Here is a 22,098-nt window from a genome sequence, read left to right as displayed (position 1 = left end):
GTGGTTCATCGCCTGGTCGAACGAGGTGACCGATCTAGGGGTACTCGCGCGAGTAACGGACGGTATCTATTGCCGTCCTAGCTCCGCCTATGCGCGGTATCAGTGGCCGCCGAGGATCAGCGATGCGCTGGTCTGAAGGACGGCATCGAGAGCCGGGATCCCTGGTGTGGTCTCCTCTGTTGGGATGTCGAACCGACAGGACTGCCAACGACCGCCGGATCCGATATCCCGTGGAGCCGCAGTTGATAGCCAAGTTGAGCGTACTGTCCGTAGGTCAACCACATTGTGGTCGGGTGACAAGGTAACTGCGACGAGCGTCCAGTTTGCGTCACGTCGCATGACCTCGAACTCGTTTCGGGAGAGGTAGATCGTCAAGCGCCCGCGGCGTGTTGAACTCTTGACTTCAAGGTGACTGGCGAAGTCTGAGGCCCTAACAGCTATGTCATAGCCCAGACCGTCCGACCACTGTGAGACTTGCTCAACCTCAGCGTTGACGGACTCTTTCAAGAGGCTGACGAGTGCTGCTTCCCCTGCTGCGCCGATCCGCGCACGCAGCTCGGTATCCACTTTTCCCCACGAGGTCACGAGGTGTTGAAACGCCTCGTTCGAGTCAAGTGAGAGTGCGTCGGCTGCGATCAGTGCGTCCTCGGGCAGTTCGCTGGGTTCCCGCACTTGGAGGTCGGCATCCCGGAACCAGGCCGCCTCTGCGACCGCCCTCGCGTAGACCCGAACCGTGGCTGGGGCGCCGTTCGCATCCTCGGTAAGGAGGCCAGTGCGCGTCAGCCAGAGAAGGGCTGTTTCGTACTGTGTTGGTGTGAGGTCAGAGAGACGCGGGCTCGTCACCAAGAGGGAACGAGTGCGAGCTACGCCGCTGCTCGGGATTCGTTCGAGCCAGCGGACGGCGCCGCGAAGGATCGAGTCAGGTGGAATGGGCACGGAGGTGACCCATCAATGCTTGGAGGTCAGCCTGAGCCAGGCCACCACCGAACGCCGGTTCTTCGTCCAGGTCGGCTAGCTCCCGAACCGCAGGGTCGTCAAGAATGCGACCCATGAAGTCGAGCTTGCTGCCGAGTCGCTGCTCTACTATCTCGTCGATCGTTCCCTCAGACACCAAGACGGTTACTCGGGTCTCGGTGTCCGCCGACAAACCTAGTCGATGGATTCGATCGAGGCTCTGAAGGAATCGGCCGGCGGCGAAGTCGCGGTCGACATACACGGCATCGTGGCAGTCGTGATGGAGACTTATGCCCTCGCCCAGGGTTGCAGGGTTCGACAAGAGGACGAAGCAGGCTGGATCTCGCCGGAAACGCGAAATCTCTCCGTCACGGTCTTCAGTCCCGCCGTGGACGAGTGCGGGTGAGAAGGCACCAAGCATCTCCCGGAGGGTGTTCAGGCTGCGGATGAACGTAGACCAAACGATGGTCTTGCGTCCCTGAGCCGCGTTGTCTTGAACGATCTTCAGGACCTCTCGATATTTCGGCGACAGCTCATAGCTGGGTAGGTCCTGCATTAGCTGTGCCAACGAGGTACCGGGCGGTGGTGACAGGGGTGGGACTCGGTACGCCAGCGGCTCGTACCTAGTCGTGCCCACGGCAAGCAGTGCAGGACTAGTCGCGGCCATCAGCATGTAAACGATGATCTTCCCGAGCTCTTCGAGATCGTTCCCGGCCCCAGCTGCTCGAGCTGAGAACCTCCCAAGAAGGGCGCCGTACACCTCATCGTGGAGGGGCGGCAACGGCAGACGGCGAACCTTCGTCGACACCGCGGGAAGGCCGAGCTCGGCCTTCGTTGTGCGGGTGAACAGCGGCCGAAGTGCTCGGCTCGCCTGTGCGAGATCTCCGCCGGCGACAGCCTGGACCACCTTCTGCCTCCCGGTCCCAGGCCACACGAAACCAAAGAGGTTTTCGAGGTCCTTGACGCCGTTAGGAGCTGGTGTGCCGCTCAGTATGAGTCGCCGACGGCTGTGTGGGCCTAAGGCGAGGCAGGCGGCCCCGTAGGTCCCGTCCGCTCCGAGTTTCATTCGGTGGGCTTCATCCAACAGCAGCATCGACGGTTTGGCATCGAGCCACTTGCTTAGCGGCGTGACCAACCCGGCCAGGCGTTCGTAGTTGACAATGACCGCGTCTGCTGACGGGCTAGGTGCCTTGCCAAGTATTTCCATGCGTAGGGGAGAGGCAAGGCAACTCGAGTTTTCCGTCTCCCACGCTTCGTAACTGGATTTCGGGCCAACGATGAGAAGCCGCTCGATCTCGTCGGAGCTCCGGAGAGCGTAGAAAACCGCCAGGCCGACACGAGTCTTTCCTGCTCCCGGCACTGAGAAGTTCGCGCCATGTCGGAGGGAGAGGAGTTTGGCGACATCGCGGCGCTGGAACGAAGTGAGGTCGCCGACCCAGTCCGGGCCGAGCCACGCTTGTAGATCGCTGGACTCGGCGGGTTCGTCAGGTTCGCCGTCCGAGAGCAGGCGCTGAGCTACCGCGTCCGCGTCTCTTACCGAGTCCTGGACGAGGGCTGACAATTGTGGCGTCCAAACAACGTCGCCGTGCCCCCATTGTGCGAGGTATCTCAGGTTGGTCAGCAGATCATCGAGTTCGAGTTCGACGATCGTCGTGGCGACTTGTGTACCAGTGCGAAAACGCAGCGTCAGGGATCGGAGGTCAGCCTCCAGACCCAGTCGAGTCTGGAGGCGTACCTTGCTGGCCCCGCTGCCGAAGCCGAGGGTGAGGCTAGGGTCGGTCATGCCTGGTTCAGTCCCGCCGCACCGCATTTAGCAGCCACTCGACCCCAGGACCGGGGTCATCGCCGACGGATCGCGTGGCCTGTCTGGCGAGTTGCTGCAGGCTGTCGCGCAGCGTGAGGAGCGCCTCGTCCAAGACATCTATCTCCAGAGTCCGCTCCGCTTTCGCCTTTGCGAATTCGCGGGCGCCCTGGATGAGACAGTCTGCGGCTTCGGAGATCTGGTCTGGCACCGCAGACCGCTTCTTTTGGAGCGTGTTGTTCTGACCTGCACGGCGCGCGGCCTTCCGGAACACGTCATCGGCCTCCTCAAACAGTTTTGCTGCTTCGGCCGCCTTTGTGTGGTCGTCGCCGATCATGTCGGCCTTGGCTTTCAGTAGCCTGTCGGTGAGCGCCTTCGCTGCTCGAGCATGAGTGTTCCGATCTGACACGACGATGTTGTGCGGGAGTCCCGGTATGTTGACCGAGGTTGCACCAGGGACCTCTGGCTTGAGCTCCTCAGGCAGCCGGTCGCTGATATAGCCGGAGTAGAAATCGCCTTCAACGAACCTGAGAGAGGTCTTCGGAAGACCGAGCAGGATCGCAGCGAGTCGAGCCTCCTTCAGCTGCTCGGCTGCGTCCGTGTCCGAGATAGCCAATGCGTGGTAGTGCCGGTAGAGCTCACGAAAGCTCTCCTGCTGGTCGTTGAACTGTAGGAGTGTGAGCTTGGCTCCATCCGCGGTGGCGCTTCGTTCGACTGCGTCCTCGATGAGCTGAAACGACCATCGATCGGCTTTGAGCGACTGGGGGCGAAGGTTCCACTCATGCGCCACATCCTCCTCGCGGACACCTGCCTGAATCTGCTCCTCGACTGAGATGAGCCTATTGATATAGGGGTAGTCGCGCCGCTTGTCACGGCGAAGCTGGATGCGCAACTCGACCTGGTTGATGTCTCGCCAGTCAGCCGAGGAGGGGAGGACGCCGACCCGGATGTCTGTCACCCCTAGTTCCTTGAGCGCGACGCACCGGGTGTTCGCGTCGACGAGCACTCCGGTCCGGGTAACGACGCCCGCTGCGAGCTGTCCATCCCGACGAAGCTCATCGAGGAGCTCTGCGTACTCCGGGTCTGGCTGCGACGGGTCAGATGGCTTCGCCTTGAGTAGCTCCTCGAGGTAGGCCTGCGATTCATCGCTCCACGGCGCCTCGTCAAGCCTCGCATCGCGGATCGCGTCCACTGTGCGCTGCGCCCGGACTCGGTGTGTGTTTGGGTTGAGGTACAGCTGCGCGACTGGCATCGATACCACCGGAAGGTTGGTAGGACTGCCGCGGAAGGACAGAGGGACGGTCTCTGGATTCTCCTGGCCCTTGAGATCGGCAAGTCGCTTCTCGATGATCTCGGCAATCTCGCCACTGGCCGGCGGCCAACCGTAGCTCCCACTCACTCGTTATGCTCCTCAATTCAGCGCAGGTGCCCGATCGTGACCACGACCGGGCGCGTCAAGTGAATGATGTCAGTCAGCGCCGACATTTGGGCTGTCTACGTCGAAGCAGAGTGGAAGAGGTGGCTGAGTGGCTCAACCCGCGTGGGATGCAGCTGACCTAAACGCAGGCGTCATGGTCAGGGGAGCCCTCTGGCTGTTGCAGCATGTTGGCGTGGGTAACGTCTTCACAAAGAGCGACATCCGCGAGGCGTTTCCGGACACCGCGCAGGCCGACCGTCGCATCCGTGATCTGCGTGACTTCGGCTGGGTGCTGCACGCGCGCTCCGAAGATGCCTCGCTGCTCCAAGAGCAGACTCGCTTCGTTCGCGCGGGTGTGGAGGTGTGGGACCCGCGTGCTCGGCGGGCAGCTGATCCCCAAAAGGCGATCTCGGCCAAGGTCCGGGACGATGTCATGGCGCGGGACAGCTATATGTGCACTACGTGCGGCATCACCGGGGGTGAGGAGTACCCAGACGCCGTGATGCAGTCCGGCGTGCTCTCGGTGACCAAGCAAACCGTGCGGCTACCTGATGGTAGCGAGCGTGAGGAGCTCGTGACTCGGTGCAAGCGTTGTAGGGCGGGACGCGGCGCTCGGTCCGTGAGTGTTGCTGAGGCGATGGCTGATGCAGCTGGTCTTGGCAATGACGACCTAAGAGAGCTGATCGGCTGGATCGGAGGCGGTCGGCGGCGACCCCTGCCGATTGAGCGCGCCTGGAGTTCGTATCTGGGGCTCCCTCCCGATGCTCGAGCTGACGTTCGTGCGCGTCTCGTTGAGAGAAGCCTGGAGGAGTGAGTCAGGGGGTGGCTAGAACAGGCTGGCACGGAAGCGGCATCGTGCAGCCGGTTGGCGCATCCCAGCAGAAGGTAGTCCTCGATCGATGCGCGGCACGCCTGGCCGATACGGGATCGTCTAGCCGTTAGGCTCTGTCTGTCGAGCTGACTCCGTGAGGATTGCGTCCGTGCTTCCAGATCTCCTGCACGTCATGTACGTCGATCGGCGCGATGCCGTCAGAGGTTGTTTGGCTACGAAGGGGGACCTATTTTGACCGCTGCTGGTGTGACTGTTTAAGCTTCGAATACACGTTCGGTTTCAAGGAGGGCCTACATGGATCCGCTGAGAGTTGTAGAGATTTGCGCGGGTGCCGGCGGCCAGGCTCTGGGGCTCGAGCGTGCAGGCTTTGAGCATGCGCTAGCTGTGGAGTTAGACCCGACAGCTGCGGCGACGCTAAAGCTGAATCGCCCAGACTGGGAAGTGCGTGTCGGTGACGTCGCAGACCCAGGCGTCTGGAATCCGACGGATTTTGTCGGGGTCGACCTCCTCGCTGGTGGCGTTCCGTGCCCGCCCTTCTCGATCGCCGGGAAGCAGCTCGGAGCGAACGACGAGCGAGATCTCTTTGCCTGGGCGGTCGAGCTCTGCGGGCAGATCAAGCCGCGCGCCTTGCTTCTCGAAAACGTGCGTGGCTTGTCGGCGCCGAGATTTTCGGCTTACCGGCAGCACGTGCTGGATCGTCTTGACGAGCTTGGGTATGTAGCGGATTGGAGACTTCTCCAGGCATCAGATTTCGGTGTGCCTCAGCTTCGGCCGCGGTTCGTCCTGGTTGCTCTTAGCAAGGAGGATGCGCCCTACTTCAGTTGGCCGGAGACCACGCCTATCGGTAAGACGGTAGGCGAGGAGCTTGCAGACCTCATGGCGGCCGGAGGCTGGAAGTATGCTTCGCATTGGGTGACAAGGGCAAACGGTATCGGCCCAACCCTCGTGGGAGGATCTAAGAAGCACGGCGGTGCCGACCTCGGTCCTACGCGAGCGAAGCGCGCGTGGGCTGAACTAGGTGTCGACGCGATGGGTGTTGCCGATGCACCGCCCCCATCTACGGCCTCGAGAACCTTCACGCCGAAGCTGACCATTGAGATGGTTGCGCGCCTGCAAGGTTGGCGGGACGAATGGAAGTGGCAGTTCGCGGGCCGGAAGACCTCGAAGTACAGGCAGATCGGCAACGCATTCCCGCCGCCAGTCGCAGAGGCTGTCGGCCGCCAGATTGCCGGTGCGTTGAGGAACCATGGAGAACCGCGAATCCTGGACGACGCTGTCGTTCATGACCCCGTCTACCGCCTGCTACGGAGCGTGGATGAGTCTCTGACCATCGCGCAGATCTTGACCCGTATTGAGGGCGAGCTCACGCTCGAGGAGATCCAGCTGCGCATCAAGCACCTGATGCGTGACTTCGACATGCAGGCCGGGGCGAGGAATGGCGAGGAGGCGTTCAAATTGGGACACTTCCGAGCGTTCGTCGGGCAGGATGATCATGCTCGGCATGAGTACATCGCCCAGATGCGCTCAAAGGTTAGCTAGATCGTTCCAGAGCTCTTTGAACAGTCACAACGCTGTGCTCAATCGACTCGTGCTCCCAGAGGCGGATGACGCGCCATCCGTCGGCAAGCAGGGCTGCATCCGTCTGCCGGTCTCGCTCAACGTTGCGCTGAAGTTTCGGAGACCAGTAACCGGTATTCACGGCGGGCTGGCGTCCGTGCTCTGGGCAACAGTGCCAGAAGCATCCATCAACGAAGATGGCTAGCTTGCGAGCTGTAAATACGATGTCGGGCCGCACGCGCCGAGCGGACGTCCGGATCAGAAGATCCTTCCGGAACCGTAGGCCACTTCGATGAAGAGCAGACCGCAACTGGACTTCTGGTTTGGTGTCAGTCCTTCGTATGGCCTTCATGTTGCGTGATCTGCCGGGGGTGGTCGGTGTGTCGACGCCGTAGATCACTTGGTGGGCGCTCGGTTGCAGCTTGCTGGCCTTGCCTGTCGCTGACTTAGCCGAGCTACTCCGGGCTGTCATGGAGCTTCATCGGGCGAGTCAGCCACCGCGCCCTTCTGCTTCCGGGTGTCTGGAAGCTTCGGTGCCGGTTCGATCGACTCCTCGGCGGCACCCGCCACCCGCCATCGGCGGCCTTCCAGTTCGATCGTCCACGGTGCATTGCTGCTTGCCGGCACCACCCGCACGCTGACGACCTCGCCCGGTTGAGGAACCTCGACACCAAGCCGCCGTGCTACCTCCCGATGCGCCTCGTAGTCGCCGCCAGGGATTAGATAGCCCTCCGGCCTCAGCATCGTTCGAGCGCCATTGCCGTCTCGGACGCGCGCCATGTAGTCGTCCTGCTGGGCAACGGTCGCAATGGTGTTCCGACCGATTCGCCTCTGGGTCACGCGCCTGAGCAACTCAGTGACGCGGGCTTGTCCCGAGCTTGGGCTAAAGACGCTCTCCAAGGTTACTGGGTCGAGCGCGAGGAGAACATTCGGAGGCAGGCTAGCCTCCAGCCGAATCCACGCGACTTGCTGCCTCCCGTATGAATTGAGGCCTGTCTTTCCGTCCCGGTTCTCACTAGTACGACGGTTAGCGTCGCTTGCGCGCACTACTCCGAGACTCCAGGCACTCTGCTCATCGCTGGCGGTGGCTACCAACAGCAGCTGTCCGAAACACTCTGGCGGCAGCATCCAGCCCCCCATGCGCTGCGAGTACTTGCAATCGATGTCGTGGCCGCAGATTCGGTAGTCGAGAAGCTGGCCGTCATCGATGATGTCGTCGAATTCTCGGCGGAGGTTGATCTCCAACAGGGTCCCGAAGTGAGTTTTCTCAGTCTTGTACAACTGCTCCCACCTGTACCGACCGGTGTGCTGACCGTCATACAGCTGATCGAAGGTGGATCGGAAGACGGCAGCTGCTCGTCGTCCGTCCGGATCGACCCGTCGGAAAGCGTCGACGACCTCGTCCCGCGCGTAGTCGCTCTCGGGGTCACCAATGGACAGCCCAGGCAGATAGTCGTCCGTCACCAGACAGATGTTAGAAGAGCCGAGGCGATCGCTGGCAATCGAGTGCGCAGTTCCGTCAGACCCGGCAGGCCGCGCTAGCAGCACTTTGAAGCTGGACTCAAGTATCGACCCTCCGGAGCGCCCGCGGCGGTCCGTCATCTGGCCCGCCCTCATCCAGCCCACCGCATCGGCAGACCGGACAGATGGCGCCGTCCACTGGCGGTCGTATAGACTCGATACCCCTGCTCGGGTATTACCAGTCCGACGCCTTTGAGAAGTCCGGACACTCCCGTTGCGTTATGGCCCCCGCGGGGCCGCAGCTGGGCCGGTGGAGTTGATAGGTGATGGCCGACTTTGGTTGGCCAGCAGCGGCCATGGAATCTGCCGCGGCCTTGTTTGTTCGTTCTAGTCGTCGTCCGCATGTCAGCTGACGTGGCCGACGGCTGTCTCTAGCTGCATCGACGAGGAGGACTACCTGATGGACCTTGGACGGATGAAGATTCGGGCGGGAGGACGCCCAAACTATCTCAACGTGGACGTTGATTACGTTGAGATCGGCTACCTGCAGCTCTCAATCGGCGGTGGCGTCACAGTTTAGGCGCACAAATTCGAAGACAGGCCGATGCTTGATGCAGTCCGCCGGTTTGTCGAGCCAGTGGTGACTGCGACTGCCTCGCTATAGCTGGTCTCGCTCGCATGACACCCGGACACGCCTGGGGTCATGCGAGCTGGGTCCGCGACCAGGCAGGGCGGCTCGTACCGCGTCGCACGGATCATCGAAGATGACGCCGATCAATCAAGAGTGCCTAGGTGGGCGTTGATTTGGCGTACGGCGTCGACGAGGTCGGGGTATTCGATGACCTTTAGGCCGGCGGCGGTTAGGAGCTCTACGCCTTCGCAGTCTACGAAGATGGTCGGCTCGCGCCAGGCCATTACTACGCGGGTGATGCCGGCGGCGATGATGAGTTCGGTGCAGGTGCGTGGGTGGGAGGAGCGCTTACTGCAGGGCTCGAGGGTGCTGTAGATGGTTGAGCCGGGTAGGCGCGGGTCGTCGGCGGGGAGTTTGTTGATGGCTACTTCTTCGGCGTGGTCGCGAAGGCCAGTCTCGCGGGAGTAGCCGGTGGAGATGGTCTGGCCGGAGGCGTCGATGATGATCGCGCCGACGGAGAACGCGCTCTCTAGCGGTGGGCAGGAGCGGGAGAGTTCGATGGCTTGTTCTAGCCAGTAGCGATCGTCGTGGTCAGTCATCAGCAGCCCTCTCCAGGAGATAACGCAACAAAACTACGTCACCGATCTGGCGGACCTCTGTGAGGTCCATCCGGTGGGCGGAGTTGTGGGGGAAGTTGCCGGGGGCTACGAAGTGGGCCGCGGTTGGATCGCCTACGAAGAAGGGGGCGATGACGAGGTGGAGTTCGTCTGCCAGGCCGGCGGTGAGGAACTGGGTGTGCATGGTGGTGCCGCCCTCCACCATCAGCCGTTCGATGCCGCGGTTGCCGAGATCCCGCAGTACTAAGTGCAGGTCGTTGGCCTCGATGACGGTCGCGACCTCGCCGAGTGAGGCGGCGGTCTTCTCGAAGGCGGAGATGTAGACGAGTTTGTCGACGTCGCCTTCGGTGAAGAAGTTGGCGGTGGGGGAGAGGTCGCCGGTGGACGTGATCGTCACCTTGGTGGGTGAGAAGGGCAGACTGGCGGCGACCCGGCGATCGCGGCGTTCCTGGGAGCGGACCAAGAGGCGCGGATTGTCTACGCGGATGGTGTTCGCGCCGACGAGGATTGCGTCGACGCGTGCCCGTACGTCGTCCACTCGGTCGAAGTCCGCGTCGTTGGAGAGGAGCAGGCGTTGGTCCGTGGCGTCGTCGATGTAGCCGTCAATCGAGCTGGCGGCCGACAGTACGACGTACGGGCGGTTGGGCATTGTGCCTCCGGAGTGCGGGATCAGGGTTCGCGGCTGGGTGGGCCGCTGTGGCGTGCTGGTATCTGCGGCCTGCCCAGCTGGGGTCGGTCTTTGACTGCGCCTTGGGCTGGGGCGGGGTTGGAGGCGGCGGCCAGGGCGCGGCGGAGGTCGGGGGGAAGGGGCAGGCGCGGTGGTCCGGTTGGTTGGGCGGTTGCGCGGTAGTTGAAGGACGGGTTGGGTAGTCCGTCTAGCTCGAGGACGGGCTGACCGATTTCGCGCTGGAGCAAGGCGCCTGCGAGCTCGAAGGGGAGGTCGTTACCGCGGTGCGCGAAGATTAGCGCTTCGCGATACGGCAGGCCGCCGTCCTCTGATTCGAACTCGCGGTAGATCAAGCGGTGCGATGGGCCAAGCTCTCGGCCGTAGCGTGACTCTGCGATGACGGGAACTTTGAGCTCGGCGCAGTCGCGGAGGTCGTGGTGGTTCGGTGAAGAGCCCAGGCGCTTGCCGTCCAGATCGTCTTCGCGACCTTCAGCGAGTGCCCGGAGACCGAGTTTGAGCGCTCGGAACTCGCGATCGCGCAGACCGCCTGGCTGTGTCGCGGCGGCCTGCTCGAGTGCAGCGAACTTCCGTCGCAGCCGTGGGCTGATGAGGATCCGGAACTGGACAGTCATTTCTTTGGCAGGTCGGAGTCATCGACCGGCTCGTTGAGGTCCCAAACGTCCTCGAGCGGGACGGACGGTTCGTCGTCGGTCAGGCTGTCGCGTGCGGCGTCGTACACGTACTCGAAGCCCGCGGTCTCCGCGGCCAGTACGGCGAGTTGCTGCCAGGCTGCCCACGGAATCATGACGGCCTCCGGCTGGCCGGCGTCGCCGATGATGAAGGGGCCATGTTCGCCGCCCCGGATTCGGCCGAGGATCTGCGGCAGGCTCGCCGCCGCGGAGGTCGGATCGATCACCCAGATCCGTTCACCCCCAGGAAGTATGTGTGGCGTCTCGGCGCTCATGAGTCCCTCCGATGAGGTGATGTTTCGTGGAGTTCGGCGTCGTCGATCGGGCTGAGGTCCAAGCCGAGTTCGGCGGCGATGTCTTCTAGGGGGACGGAGTTGCTCGGGTCGTTATTGAGGCGGTGGCGGGTTAGGGCTTGGGTGGTGTCGAAGCCTTCTCCGTCGAAGACTCGGGTGTCTAGGGCTTGCCAGAGTTCGAAGGGGACGACTACTGCTTCGGGTTGGCCGGCGTCGCCGAAGATCAGGGGGTCGGCGTGGCCGAGGCGGAAGCGTTCGAGCATCTGCGAGAGGAGCTCTGCGGCGACTGAGGGGTTGATGACCCAGACGCGGTCTCCGTTGGGGAGGAGGTAGGGCGTCTCGTCGCCGGTGGGCATGGGGTTCCTCTCGGTTGCGGTGCGTCGGTCTCAGCATAGGAGGCGGGGGTTGTGCCAGGGTGGAGTTATCCACAGGGCTGGAGGACTGGATGGGTGAAGGTCGTTGGGTGTTGGTGCGGGCGGGCGATGGGTTGAAGGGGAAGGCGCTGCAGCTGCTGCGGCAGGAGTTGGCTGAGCAGGATTTGGCGACTCAGGAGATGCCGGGGGAGGCGATTGCGGTGGGGTTGGCGGGTGGGGCCGCGGTGGCTGACACGGTGGTTGGGGCGTTGCGGGACTGGATTCATCGGCGGAAGAGTCCGGAGGCGGTGGTGCTGACGATCGGGGCGGATTCGCTGGAGGTACGGCGCGCGACCGTGGACGAGAACACCAAGCAGATCAAGGCGTTCCTGCAAGGGAACGTTTGAACGTTGTGGCGCTCAAATCAGCGGCGTAGCTTCGGAAGTGGGTTGTACGGCGGGGTGACTCGTCAGAGGAAGCTCTGCCTGGGATTCCCTCCAAACCGGGTGGAGCCCAAAGGAGCCCGGAGCGCTTGGCGCCCCGGGCTCCCTCACGGACCGTTGCGGGACGGTCGCCGTACCGGGATCATGGACGGAGATCCTGGGAGGGGTGTACGTGGGGGACTGGGTGGACGTCGTACTGCTGGATGACGATCCGGAGTTGGCGGATCGTGGAATCAGGCAGTTGCGGCGCGGGCTGGCGGAGCATGAGATCGACACGCGTGCCGTCGGGGAGACCGCGCCGGACGGCAGCAAGGGTGACGCGACTGCGTTCAATGCGGTGGCGATCGCGCTGGGTGGGGCCGGTGGGATGGTGCCGGTGCTGATCACGATCTTGCGGGACTGGATCGGTCGGCGTGCGCCGAAGCAGCGGGTGAAGCTGACGATCGGTGCCGACTCGATCGAGCTGGACTCGGCGGCGACGGATGAGCAGCAGCGGTTGCTCGAAGCGTTTCTGCGCAAGCACGAAGCGAGCTGAGACGTGGGGCGCCGAAGGGCGTTGCTCGTGGCAACTTACGAGTACGAGGACACGGGGTTGCGCCAGCTCGTGTCGCCGGCTCAGGACGCGGAGGCGCTGGCCGTCGTACTCGAGGATCCGGCGATCGCTGGGTATGAGGTGCAGGTGCTGATCAATGAGCCGTCGAGCCGAGTGGGCGAAGCGATCGACGAGTTCTATGCGACGGCCGAGCGCGATGATCTGACTCTGCTGTATTTCAGTGGGCATGGGTTGAAGGACGACAGCGGCCGGCTGTACCTCGCGATGAAGAACACCAAGCGGGAGCGGCTGCGCTTCACCGCGCTGCCGGCGCACATGGTGGACGAGGCGGTCAATGAGAGTGTCGCGCGGCAGAAGCTCCTGATCCTGGACTGTTGCTACGGCGGCGCGTACGCCGTTCAGCAGCTCGCGAAGGCGGACACGGCGGTCGACACCAAGGCCGAGCTTGGTGGCCGCGGCCGGATCGTGCTGACGGCAACTGAATCGACCCAGTACGCGTTCGAAGGGGCCAAGGTCCACGGGCAGGCGTCGCAGTCCGTCTTCACCCGTTGCATCGTGGAGGGGCTGCGTAGTGGTGCGGCCGATCTCAATGCCGACGGTGATATCACGGCCGACGAGCTGTATCAGTACACGTACGACGCCGTCGTCGCCGAGCAACCGAATCAGCGGCCCAAACAGATCGCAGACGTCCAGGGCCGGACGGTGATCGCCGCCAATCCGCACTGGGAGCTGCCGCCGCGGATCATCTCGGATCTGGAGAGCCCGGCGCATCGCGACGCCGCTCTGCAGCAGCTCGGTCTGTTGCTGGAGGCAACCAACGATCGGGTACGGCGAACTGCGCGCGCCAAGCTCGTGGAGTTGCTGGACAACGACAGTCGGGCCATCGCCGACACCGCGCGGGCGTATCTCGACCGTCCACCCGTGCGCCCGCAGCCGGTGGCGGCGCCCATTTCTCCGGTACGGCGTCCCACCGGGCCGACGTTTGGCGCGGCCGCACGAGCCGCCGTGCGGCGCTGGCGTCATCGGGTGAATCTGTTGCGCGGGCCGGCGGCGACTGTGCGCGACGCGACGTCGAGTTGGTGGCTGGTCGGCCTGTTGGCAGTCGCTGCGGGGCTTGCGATCTGGGCCGCCGCGCTCCGCGCCACGCCGTACACGATCGGGGTGGCAGCGGTCCTGACGAGCGCCGTCGTGGTGCAGTTCCGGGCGGTAGATACGGCCTTGGCCGCCGGCCTCCTGCCGCCAGGCGTCCTGAGTGCGGCGATCGTCGCGGGCGATCTGATCCATCTGGGGATCCACGACAACCTCCCGCGGGCACTCTTCATCGCAGCCCACGCGCTTTGGCTTGCGGCAGCTATCGTCGGCCTGCTCAAGTGGCGGCCGCCGAAACCCGGTCTGCGACTCGGTCAACTGATTCCGGCGGTGGTCGCGGCGGCGCTCGTCCTGATCGTGGTGGTGTCCGACTATCGCAGCCCGCACCAACTCGGCGGCGCGCCGCACCTCACCTATCCGGTTGCTATCGGTCTCATCGCGGCCGAGTTCGCGCTGATCGGCCCGCTGCTTGACCTCGGTCGTTCGTTCACCATCGGTTGGGTGGTCGGTGGATTCGCCCTGTGGCTCGGTCTGTTCGACGCGCCGCGGAGTTTGACCTTCCCGTCGACTGTGGTGGCGGCGCTGCTAGCCGTCTGGTTGCTGATCGGAGTCCTGGTGGTCACCAGGCGACGACCCGGCGCCCCGATCCGCCGGTTGGTGATGCTGACGCCGTTGCTGGCTCCCGTCGTACTGGGTGCTGTCGCGTTCGCCGTCGTACCGCCGGCTCTGCAGACACCGGGTGTTCTCGACGTTGCCCTCAGCTCAGACGACCGCACGCTCTATGCGGCCGATTTCACCAACGGCAGGATCCTGAAGTTCGACACGACGACGCGCGAGCAGGTCGGCGATGCTCTGCCAGTCGGCCGTACTCCGGCGAGGGTCTTACTGGCTCCCGACGGTACGACGATCTACGTCGCGAACGCGGGCTCCGACTCGATCTCCGTGATCGACGTGGCGGCCTGGAAGGTCGTCGGTACGCCGATCGCCGTTGCCCCCGGTCCGCTCGAACTGGCATTGAGCCCGGCGACTCATCGCCTCTATGTCCTCAGCCCGAAGTCGGAGACGATCACCGAGATCGACACCGAGACGCGACAGACGGTAGGTGGTCCGCTGGCCAGCGGACCGAGCCCGTCCGATCTCGCGGTCGATGCAAAGGGAACGTGGCTGTACGTCGCCAACCGCGACGCGGGCACCGTCTCGGCGACCGACACGACAACCCGGCAGGCCGCTCGCAGCCCGATCGCGGTCGGCGCCGGCCCGGCGGACCTGGCGCTCAGCCCGGACGGCTCGCTGTACGTCATCAGCAAAGCGTCGTACTCCGTGATCAATACCAACGTCCGGTCGTCGCGCCCGACTCCGATCACGCTGCCCGAGACCGAGAGCAGCGCCGCTGTAGGTGCCGACGGCAAGTACCTCTATCTTCGTGGCGGTTCGGGTTCGAAGGATGCGATCCGCGTGGTCGACGTCGGCCTCCGTGAGGTTGTCAGGACGCTCGCCGCCGATCTGGGCGGCCTGATCAAGCTTTCGGTCAGCTCGGACGGCGGGCGGATCTATGCGTCCAGTTTGGTCCAGCGGGGGATCATCGTGATCGACGGTGCCGGTCCCAAAGAGATCGGCTTGATCGAGATCGGACGCTGAGCCCGGAGCGCTGGGCGCCCCGGGCTCCCGCTGGTGTCAGCGGCGGTAGGAGTCGGCGTACGTCGAACTCGGCGTACCGACGCCGGTCAGGTTGTCGTAGCCGGCGGTTCCGACTAGCGGGCCGTTGATGGCGAAGGTGATCAGGCGGGTGAGGATTGCGCTGGTGGGATCGGTGATGTCGGCGTAGTCGTTGCGGACGACGCTGTAGAGGTTGCCGTCGGTCGGGTCCTTCAGGTCGGTGACGGCGGCGGTTCCGGCGCGTTGGTAGATCTGCGGGTTGGCGAGGCCGATGGGCGAGCCCTGCGCTTCTTGGGCCAGCGCTTGGATGCCGGCGATGAGTGGACTGGAGAGGCTGGTGCCGCCGAGGCGCACCTCGCGGTAGCCGATGGTGCCGTCGTGGAGGAGCCAGGTCTGGCCGACCATCATGCCGCTGTTGTTGTCGCCGTCGGCAACGATGTCCGGTACGACGCGCATCGGGTACGCCGAGGTTTCGCCAGTCAGCAAGGTCTTCGCGAGCTTGGTCGGTACGACGCCCGCCTGGTACGACGGTTGCCGCACCTTGGCGCTGGTCCCGCCGCCGGTGCCGCCGGTGAACGCGGCCGGGTAGCCCTGGCGCGGGTCCGGGCTCCAGCCGTTACCCGTCTTCGGCGAGCGGATGTTGCCCCAGCCGAACTCCCACAACTTCTTGCCGTTGGCATCGAGCGGCATCGTCGTACCGCCGACGCCGGTCACCCACTGGCTCTCCGGCGGGTACTCGGTCTGGACGCCGTTCGAGTCCTCGTTCTGCCCGCAACCACTGGTCGGGTCCTCGGTGCCGCAGTCGCCGGACGAGAAGTACACGCCGATGCCCTGGATCGCGGCGCGCTGGAAGACGTCTTCGTACGCCGCGCGGATCGCTTCGGTGGCCGGCCCGTTCGCGCCGTCACCCCACGAGTTGCTGACCATGTCGGCGAGGTGATTGTCGACGAGCCGGTTCAGCGCGTCGATCAGGCTTGCGTCGCTGCAGTCCTTCGCGCCGACGTACGCGACGTTGGCGTCGGGTGCCATCGCGTGCACGGCCTCGATGTCCATCGACTCCTCGAGGTAGATGGAGTTCGGTGGGCCGCCAAAGCAGTCCGGCGAGCCGCCGGGCGTCGTGTACTGCTTGAGCTGGCCCGGACGCCAACCCTGGAAGTTGTGCTTGTTCGCGTACGCCGCGACGTCGGCCTCGATCGTGGGCGATGCGTAGGGGTCGATGACGCCGACTGTGACGCCCTTACCGGTGTACTTCGAATTGGTCAGCCCGTACGCCGAGCGCAGCTCCTGCGGGCCGTAGCCGCACAGGGTCCACGGACGGATCTTGCCTTCGACCGGGGGCTGGTCGGTGGCGGGCTTCTGGCCCCAGTAGACGGAGCAGGGTTCGGCGCGGTAGAGGGCCGGCATGGGTCCCCAGGGATCCGGGTCGGCGGCTGGAGACTTCGAGAGAGCGGTTACTTGGTTGCTGGTCTTGACTCGGACGCCCTGCTTGGACTGATCCTCTAGCCCGATCACACCCTGTACGGCGGCCGCGATCCGCTGCGGGACCTTCACCTCACTGGCGGGTGCACGGTGAAGGCCCTTGGCGTCGGCGTAGTTGTGCAGTTCGACCTCGAAGGCCTGCTGCACCTTCTCGACCGAGCCATGGAACGCGACTGCGTGCTGGTCGGTGCTGGTGACGTTCAGTCCCTTCGACTTGAGCCAGGAGACGACCGCGTCGGTCTGATCCTGGGTCGGGCCGAAGCGCCGGTTGACCTCTTCGGCGGTGAGGAAATGGCGGTAGTTGGCGCTGTGCGGGTCGATCACGGACTCCGCATAAGCGGTCATGCCCTGCGGATCACGGCCGGAGAGCGTGATCCGTGCGTCTAGTTCGGAGTGCGGGTCGGTGGCGCCGCGGTCGGTGCTGCTGGTCGCCCAGCCGGGCCGTGCGCCGGGTACGACCCGGTCGGCGGGGGCCGCGGCGGCTGCGGGCAGCAGCGTGGCGAACAGCGCCGTACCGCAGACGGCGATCGCCAGGCCGCTGAGCCCGGTGCGTGTGGACCTGATCAAGGTCTCGTCCCTTCGTGTGTCGAGAACGGCAACCGGGACAGCGTGCGGGACCGGTGCAGACCGGGCAATCGATTTCATCACGGTGCTGGCAGGGCTTCGGGGTGCGCCGAAACCCTGCGCCCTCAGGGATCCGGAGATCCCTGAGGGAGCGCTTTCTCACAGGTTTCCGAAGAATTTCCGCAGGTCGGCGGTCACATCGGCGGGGCGCTCCAGGGAGGCGAAGTGGCCGCCCTGGTCGTAGGTGGACCAGTGCACGATGTTGGTGTTGTCGCGCTCAGCCAACGGGCGGATGGTCTTGAAGTCGTCGGCGAAGACTGCGACACCGGTGCGGGCGTGGTTGAGCTGCGGTTCGGCGCCGGACCTGGCCTCTTCGTAGTGGTAGCGGCCGGCGGCGGCCGAGGTGTTGGTGAACCAGTAGAGCGAGACCTCAGTGAGGATCTGGTCGCGGGAGACCAGGCTGGTTCCGTTGCCGAAGTTGTTGAAGAGCTCATTCCAGGCGAGCTGGCCGACCGGAGAGTCGGAGATACCGACGGCGACGGTCTGCGGGCGGGTCGAGTTGATCGCGTTGTACCCGCCGACCGACTGGAACCACTTCAGGTGTTCGAGTGCTGCGTAGTCCTCCGGCGTGAACTTCTCGAACTCGGACGGGTCGCCCGAGGGGAACGAGAACAGCTGCAGGACGTGCAGCCCGAGGAAGCCTTCGGGATTCAGTACGCCGAGCTCCCGCGAGATCATCGCGCCGGCGTCGGACCCGTGGGCGCCGTACGAGTCGTAGCCGAGGCGGCGCATCAACGCGTCGAAGGTCTTCGCGACCCGGGCCATCGTCCACCCGCGATCGACCAGCGGGGTGCTGAATCCGAAGCCGGGGATCGACGGGATCACCACGGAGAACGCTCTCTCGGCGGGCTCGCCGTACGCCTCGGGGTCGGTGAGCGGGCCGATCATGTCGAGGAAGTCGACGAACGAGCCCGGGTAGGTGTGGATCAGCAGCAGGGGCGCCGCGTTCTCGACCTTCGACGGGACGTGGATGAAGTGCACGGTCTGGTCGTCGATCTCGGTCAGGTAGTGCGGGAACTCGTTCATCCGCGCTTCCTGGGCGCGCCAGTCGAAGCCGTTGCGCCAGTGGTCGACGGCCTCCCGCAGGTAGTGGTTCGGGGTGCCGTAGTCCCAGTCGTCGCCGGGAGCCGGCTCGGGCAGCCGCGTCCGCTCGAGGCGGGCGTTCAGGTCGTCCAGGTCGCTCTGGGCGATGTCGACGGTGAAGGTGCGGATGTTCTCGTTGTTCGTCATGGCTTCACCGTATGATCCGTATAGGAACATTAGATTCCTAATTGATCGAGGAGTTTTCAAGTGCTGGAGACCTCGTCACGACTGCTCTCGTTGCTGGCCCTGCTGCAGACGCGGCCCGCCTGGACGGGGGCCGAGCTGGCCGAGCGGCTGGACGTGACGACGCGGACGATCCGGAACGACATCGACCGGCTGCGCGAGCTCGGGTATCCGGTGGACGCGGCGCGCGGGCCGGCTGGGCATTACAAGCTCGGGGTCGGTGCCAAGCTGCCGCCGCTGCTGCTGGACGACGAGGAAGCGGTTGCGGTAGCGGTCGGTCTGCGAACCGGCGCCGGCCTCGCCGGGATGGAGGAGAGCAGCGTGCGCGCTCTCACCAAGCTCGAGCAGGTCCTGCCGCATCGGCTCCGGCGTCAGGTGAACGCCGTCCATCGGGCGACCTCGAAGGGGCCGGACGACACCGGGACGAACTTCAACGCGCCCGACATCGACCCGTCGTTGCTGAGCACGATCGCGGCCGGCATCCGCGATGAGCACTACCTGCGGTTCGACTACGAGATCCCACAGGGAGCGCTCTCCCGTGACGCTGGATCCGCCCGTACGTCGGACCTCCCGGTGCTCGTGCAGCCGTACCGGCTGGTGAGCTGGCACGGCTTCTGGTACGTCGTCGCCCGCGACGAGCACGACGAGTGGCGGACCTACCGCGCCGACTGGATGTCGTTGCGGATGGCAACAGGTATGCGGTACGTACCGCGGCCGATGCCGGAGGACGACTACACCGAATTCGTCCTGCGCGACGTCGCGTCGACCGGCTGGAAGGTGCATGCCCGGATCACGGTGTTCGCTCCGGCGGAGGAGGTGCTGAGCCGGATCCACGCGGCCGTCGGGGTGGTCGAGCCGGTGGACGAACAGACCTGCATTCTCGTCACGGGGTCGGAATCGCTGGAGATGATCGCGGTGTACATCGGCATGCTCGGACTCGACTTCCGGATCGATGGCCCGGCCGGTCTGGTCGAGCACCTCAAGATCCTCGGAGAGCGCTATCTCCGGGCGATCTCCTAGGCCTTCTCCGTGCCCAGGCCGGCGTTGCGGGCCTGGATGATCGCGGTCGCGCGGTCGGCGATGCCGAGCTTGGTGAAGATCGCGGACACGTTGTTGGCAACGGTTTTCGAGGCGAGGTGCAGGCGGTCACCGATCGCCGGGTTGGACAGGCCGGCCGCGAGGAGATCGAGGATCTCGCGTTCCCGACTGGTGAGCTCCGGGAACGGTTCGGCCGTGGCCGCTGGTGCGGCGAAGAACCCGAGCACGCGGCGGGCGACGCCGGGTCCGAAGATCGCTTCCCCGGCCGCGACCGCGCGGATCGCCCGAGCGATCTCGTCCTGCTCCGCGCCCTTCACGAGGTAGCCGCGCGCGCCGGCCCGCATCGCGGCGAAGACCGAGTCGTCGTCCTCGAACATCGTCAGCACCAGTACGGCGACCTCCGGCGCCGAGCGCGCCAGCTCACGGGTGGCCGCGAACCCGTCGAGGTCGGGCATCTGCAGATCAAGTACGGCGACATCCGGCCGGCTCGTGATCACCTCGCGAACCGCTTCCCGCCCGTTCGATGCAACCCCGACGACCTCGATTCCCGGCAACGAGGTCAACAACGCCGCCAGTCCGGCCCGAACCACAGGATGGTCGTCCGCCAGCACCACGCGGACGGGAGCATCAGCCGGAGAGCGCTCTCTGCTGTCGCTCATGGCGTGACCAAGGGGAGGCTGGCACGGACGAGGCCGCCGGTCGGGGTCGGACCGGCTTCGAAGGCGCCGCCTAGTTCGGCGGCTCGCTCGCGCATGGCGTGGAGACCGACGCCGGGGTGCCAGGCGCCGTTGGGTGGGCCGTCGTCGGTCACTTCGACCTCAAGGTCATTGCCACAGCGCAACGCTAGTACGGCCGAGGTCGCTCGGGAGTGCCTGACCACGTTGGTGAGCGCTTCCGTGGCGATCCGGTACGCCGCGACCTCCAGTGCCGCAGGTAATGCGGGCAACCCCTCCGCCGCCACCTCGACCTGGATCGTTGCACCGTCCGCCCGGAACGAGAGCTGATCCGCTCGCTGGCGCAGCGCTCCGACCAGCCCGAGTTCGTCCAACGCCGGCGGACGGAGGTCGTCGACGAGTCGCCGGACATCACCGATCGCCGCACGGGTGTCGGTCCGCAGGGTGTTGAGCAGGTCGCGGGTCTTGTCGGTATCGGTGTCGACGAGGTTCGCGGCAGCATCGGCGGTGAACGCGATCCCGGTCAGCGTCGGCCCGAGACCATCGTGCAGATCGCGGCGCAACCGACGCCGCTCCTCCTCGCGCGCAGCGACCAGCTTCTCCCGCGATGATTGCAGTTCGGTCGACAGTCGAGTCGCGTGGACTGCAACCGCCAGCGGTACGGCGACCAGTGCGAGCACATCGCGATCGGCGGTCGACAACGTGGACTCGCCTGACCGTAGGCCGATCAGCAGTTGCGCGACCGACGTACCGCCGTACTGGAGTTCTATCGGTACGACGATGTCTGGCGGGATCCCGTCGGAGGCGATGACTGTGTCGTCGATCGTGAGAGCGGTATATGGGAAGCGCAGGCCGGAGCGGATCGCGGCAACGACACCGGGGAGTCCGGCGGAGAGCTGTTCGCCGACCCGGGACGCGATCCGGGCGGGATCGCCGCGGTCACCGTAGAGAGCCCGATCTACGAGTTGCCGGAGGCGGGGCAGGACCGGCGCGATGATCAGCGCCACGAGAACGGTGACGGCCGCCGAACGACCCACCCGGGACGGGATCAGCGCACCGAGGAGAGCGGCCAATGCGGCATAGGAGCCGATGGCAACCAACGTCAGGAGTCCCCAGGTCAGCGCCCGCGAGACGACCAGCCGGATGTCGAGCAGTTGGTGGCGCACGATGGCGACCGCGACCGCGATCGGAATCAGTGGGATGGCCAGCAGGACGAAGATCGGGGTTCCGGCGATGAAGGCCCAGGGCGTGATGAAGAGCAGGGCGACCACCGAGGCCAGGAGCAACCAGAGGAGCTGACGACGGCCGATCTCGTCCGCTCGGCGGAAACGGATCACGAGGCAACTGATGGCGAGCACGATTGCCACCAGATTGCGGACCTCGGCGACGGTCCACAGTGGCTGCAGGTCGGCGTACGACGGGATGGTCAGGTACCCGCCAGGGAGGCCGGGGGTAATCGGATCGCCGCCGGTACCCGACTCGAGCGCGAACAGTGGTGAGGTGACGATGACTCCGATCGAGACCCAGCGCCAGCGTGCAGAGAGCGCTCTACCGTTCGGGAACAGCAGCAGGGCGAGGGGGAGGAAGAGCCCGATCGACCACGGCCAGGCGAAGAGGGCAACGGTGGTGGCGAGGCGCTGTGCCGCGATCGGTGCGCCGGCGTCGGCCAGGACGGAGGCCAGCGGGGCGCTGAACGCGGTCGTTGCGTGACCGATGCCATCGGCAAGGAACAGCCAGCCGATCGGGTTGCTGGGCCGATGCCACGCGATCACCGCGCCGCATAGGCCGAACGTCACCCCCATCAGGCCGTTCGTGACCACGAAACCGTCCAGCATCTCGGCCCAGCCCCAGCCGGTCACGAGCGACAGGACGACACCGGCCAGCACCTCGGCGACGGCCAGCCCGCCCAGGGCGCCCGCGAGCGTCCGCCGAGAATGCGCTCTCTCGGCCGGCGCTGGTTCGGAGGTCGTCATAACGGCAGTGTGCTCCCGAGAGTGTCCCGGC

Annotated in this window: 20 protein-coding genes; 6 read left to right on the top strand and 14 right to left on the bottom strand. The window is 65.2% G+C overall.

Features of this window, described 5'->3' with window-relative positions; translation table 11 throughout:
• Positions 1-99 precede the first annotated feature (99 nt).
• The 3 genes from ACIA49_RS34345 to ACIA49_RS34335 all read right to left on the bottom strand — a co-directional run bounded on the left by ACIA49_RS34345 (position 100) and on the right by ACIA49_RS34335 (position 4,154).
• On the bottom strand, positions 100-843 hold the full coding sequence (locus tag ACIA49_RS34345; protein WP_396382251.1) for a DUF3883 domain-containing protein: 744 nt from the start codon (positions 841-843) through the stop codon (positions 100-102).
• Between the two features lie 76 nt (positions 844-919).
• A complete protein-coding gene (locus tag ACIA49_RS34340; RefSeq protein WP_396382250.1) occupies positions 920-2,737 on the bottom strand; it encodes a DEAD/DEAH box helicase in 1,818 nt (605 codons plus the stop codon).
• Between the two features lie 7 nt (positions 2,738-2,744).
• Complete coding sequence (locus tag ACIA49_RS34335) at positions 2,745-4,154, bottom strand: transcriptional regulator (protein WP_396382248.1); 1,410 nt, start codon at positions 4,152-4,154, stop codon at positions 2,745-2,747.
• Between the two features lie 211 nt (positions 4,155-4,365).
• On the opposite strand from ACIA49_RS34335, the gene ACIA49_RS34330 reads away from it, so the two are divergent.
• Both ACIA49_RS34330 and ACIA49_RS34325 read left to right on the top strand, forming a co-directional pair.
• Positions 4,366-4,986, top strand: coding sequence for a hypothetical protein (locus ACIA49_RS34330; RefSeq protein ID WP_396382246.1), 621 nt, complete (start codon positions 4,366-4,368; stop codon positions 4,984-4,986).
• 312 nt (positions 4,987-5,298) lie between these two features.
• Positions 5,299-6,543 carry a DNA cytosine methyltransferase gene (locus tag ACIA49_RS34325; RefSeq protein WP_396382245.1) on the top strand — a complete coding sequence of 415 codons (1,245 nt, stop codon included), beginning with the start codon at positions 5,299-5,301 and terminating at the stop codon, positions 6,541-6,543.
• Here the strand turns inward: ACIA49_RS34325 and ACIA49_RS34320 are convergent.
• The 7 genes from ACIA49_RS34320 to ACIA49_RS34290 all read right to left on the bottom strand — a co-directional run bounded on the left by ACIA49_RS34320 (position 6,536) and on the right by ACIA49_RS34290 (position 11,275).
• Complete coding sequence (locus tag ACIA49_RS34320; RefSeq protein ID WP_396382243.1) at positions 6,536-7,033, bottom strand: very short patch repair endonuclease; 498 nt, start codon at positions 7,031-7,033, stop codon at positions 6,536-6,538. The two genes, ACIA49_RS34325 and ACIA49_RS34320, sit on opposite strands and share 8 nt — an antisense overlap.
• Positions 7,030-8,025: a NaeI family type II restriction endonuclease gene (locus ACIA49_RS34315; RefSeq protein WP_396382242.1), complete on the bottom strand. Its 996-nt coding sequence runs from the start codon at positions 8,023-8,025 to the stop codon at positions 7,030-7,032. Before ACIA49_RS34315 ends, ACIA49_RS34320 begins: the two co-directional genes overlap by 4 nt.
• 771 nt (positions 8,026-8,796) lie before the next feature.
• A complete protein-coding gene (locus ACIA49_RS34310) occupies positions 8,797-9,252 on the bottom strand; it encodes a dCMP deaminase (protein WP_396382240.1) in 456 nt (151 codons plus the stop codon).
• Complete coding sequence (locus ACIA49_RS34305; protein WP_396382238.1) at positions 9,245-9,919, bottom strand: RibD family protein; 675 nt, start codon at positions 9,917-9,919, stop codon at positions 9,245-9,247. The genes ACIA49_RS34310 and ACIA49_RS34305 overlap by 8 nt, the downstream gene beginning before the upstream one ends.
• Before the next feature lie 20 nt (positions 9,920-9,939).
• Entirely contained in the window at positions 9,940-10,569 is a 630-nt protein-coding gene (locus ACIA49_RS34300) for a hypothetical protein (protein WP_396382237.1), read from the bottom strand.
• Complete coding sequence (locus ACIA49_RS34295) at positions 10,566-10,901, bottom strand: hypothetical protein (RefSeq protein WP_396382235.1); 336 nt, start codon at positions 10,899-10,901, stop codon at positions 10,566-10,568. Before ACIA49_RS34295 ends, ACIA49_RS34300 begins: the two co-directional genes overlap by 4 nt.
• Entirely contained in the window at positions 10,898-11,275 is a 378-nt protein-coding gene (locus tag ACIA49_RS34290; protein WP_396382234.1) for a hypothetical protein, read from the bottom strand. The genes ACIA49_RS34295 and ACIA49_RS34290 overlap by 4 nt, the downstream gene beginning before the upstream one ends.
• An 89-nt stretch (positions 11,276-11,364) precedes the next feature.
• On the opposite strand from ACIA49_RS34290, the gene ACIA49_RS34285 reads away from it, so the two are divergent.
• The 3 genes from ACIA49_RS34285 to ACIA49_RS34275 all read left to right on the top strand — a co-directional run bounded on the left by ACIA49_RS34285 (position 11,365) and on the right by ACIA49_RS34275 (position 14,995).
• A complete protein-coding gene (locus tag ACIA49_RS34285; RefSeq protein WP_396382233.1) occupies positions 11,365-11,679 on the top strand; it encodes a hypothetical protein in 315 nt (104 codons plus the stop codon).
• Positions 11,680-11,887: 208 nt separating this feature from the next.
• On the top strand, positions 11,888-12,250 hold the full coding sequence (locus ACIA49_RS34280; protein WP_396382231.1) for a hypothetical protein: 363 nt from the start codon (positions 11,888-11,890) through the stop codon (positions 12,248-12,250).
• A 3-nt stretch (positions 12,251-12,253) separates the two neighbouring features.
• Positions 12,254-14,995 carry a caspase family protein gene (locus tag ACIA49_RS34275; protein WP_396382229.1) on the top strand — a complete coding sequence of 914 codons (2,742 nt, stop codon included), beginning with the start codon at positions 12,254-12,256 and terminating at the stop codon, positions 14,993-14,995.
• 36 nt (positions 14,996-15,031) lie between these two features.
• Here ACIA49_RS34275 and ACIA49_RS34270 read toward each other — a convergent pair whose 3' ends face one another.
• The gene (locus tag ACIA49_RS34270) at positions 15,032-17,059 is read right to left on the bottom strand and encodes a protease pro-enzyme activation domain-containing protein (RefSeq protein ID WP_396382228.1); all 2,028 of its coding nucleotides are present in this window, start codon (positions 17,057-17,059) and stop codon (positions 15,032-15,034) included.
• Between the two features lie 156 nt (positions 17,060-17,215).
• The gene (locus ACIA49_RS34265) at positions 17,216-18,346 is read right to left on the bottom strand and encodes an epoxide hydrolase family protein (protein ID WP_396382226.1); all 1,131 of its coding nucleotides are present in this window, start codon (positions 18,344-18,346) and stop codon (positions 17,216-17,218) included.
• A 60-nt stretch (positions 18,347-18,406) separates the two neighbouring features.
• Here ACIA49_RS34265 and ACIA49_RS34260 point away from each other — a divergent pair, with 60 nt between their 5' ends.
• Positions 18,407-19,402: a helix-turn-helix transcriptional regulator gene (locus ACIA49_RS34260; protein ID WP_396382225.1), complete on the top strand. Its 996-nt coding sequence runs from the start codon at positions 18,407-18,409 to the stop codon at positions 19,400-19,402.
• Here ACIA49_RS34260 and ACIA49_RS34255 read toward each other — a convergent pair.
• Complete coding sequence (locus ACIA49_RS34255; RefSeq protein ID WP_396382224.1) at positions 19,399-20,079, bottom strand: response regulator; 681 nt, start codon at positions 20,077-20,079, stop codon at positions 19,399-19,401. The genes ACIA49_RS34260 and ACIA49_RS34255 overlap by 4 nt on opposite strands.
• Positions 20,076-22,067 carry a sensor histidine kinase gene (locus tag ACIA49_RS34250; RefSeq protein ID WP_396382222.1) on the bottom strand — a complete coding sequence of 664 codons (1,992 nt, stop codon included), beginning with the start codon at positions 22,065-22,067 and terminating at the stop codon, positions 20,076-20,078. The genes ACIA49_RS34255 and ACIA49_RS34250 overlap by 4 nt, the downstream gene beginning before the upstream one ends.
• Between the last annotated feature and the right edge of the window lie 31 nt (positions 22,068-22,098).

This window comes from Kribbella sp. NPDC051587 (genome assembly GCF_044453945.1).
GTDB lineage: Bacteria > Actinomycetota > Actinomycetes > Propionibacteriales > Kribbellaceae > Kribbella.
The sequence above is the reverse complement of the archived record's forward strand: the minus strand, read 5'-3'. Positions and strand labels throughout refer to the sequence as shown.

Coding starts and splice junctions, on each gene's coding strand:
- ACIA49_RS34295 (WP_396382235.1), bottom strand. CDS start 10,901: ATGAGCGCCGAGACGCCACACATACTTCCTGGGGGTGAACGGATCTGG.
- ACIA49_RS34305 (WP_396382238.1), bottom strand. CDS start 9,919: ATGCCCAACCGCCCGTACGTCGTACTGTCGGCCGCCAGCTCGATTGAC.
- ACIA49_RS34255 (WP_396382224.1), bottom strand. CDS start 20,079: ATGAGCGACAGCAGAGAGCGCTCTCCGGCTGATGCTCCCGTCCGCGTG.
- ACIA49_RS34265 (WP_396382226.1), bottom strand. CDS start 18,346: ATGACGAACAACGAGAACATCCGCACCTTCACCGTCGACATCGCCCAG.
- ACIA49_RS34325 (WP_396382245.1), top strand. CDS start 5,299: ATGGATCCGCTGAGAGTTGTAGAGATTTGCGCGGGTGCCGGCGGCCAG.
- ACIA49_RS34290 (WP_396382234.1), bottom strand. CDS start 11,275: ATGCCCACCGGCGACGAGACGCCCTACCTCCTCCCCAACGGAGACCGC.
- ACIA49_RS34285 (WP_396382233.1), top strand. CDS start 11,365: ATGGGTGAAGGTCGTTGGGTGTTGGTGCGGGCGGGCGATGGGTTGAAG.
- ACIA49_RS34250 (WP_396382222.1), bottom strand. CDS start 22,067: ATGACGACCTCCGAACCAGCGCCGGCCGAGAGAGCGCATTCTCGGCGG.
- ACIA49_RS34310 (WP_396382240.1), bottom strand. CDS start 9,252: ATGACTGACCACGACGATCGCTACTGGCTAGAACAAGCCATCGAACTC.
- ACIA49_RS34300 (WP_396382237.1), bottom strand. CDS start 10,569: ATGACTGTCCAGTTCCGGATCCTCATCAGCCCACGGCTGCGACGGAAG.
- ACIA49_RS34340 (WP_396382250.1), bottom strand. CDS start 2,737: ATGACCGACCCTAGCCTCACCCTCGGCTTCGGCAGCGGGGCCAGCAAG.
- ACIA49_RS34320 (WP_396382243.1), bottom strand. CDS start 7,033: ATGACAGCCCGGAGTAGCTCGGCTAAGTCAGCGACAGGCAAGGCCAGC.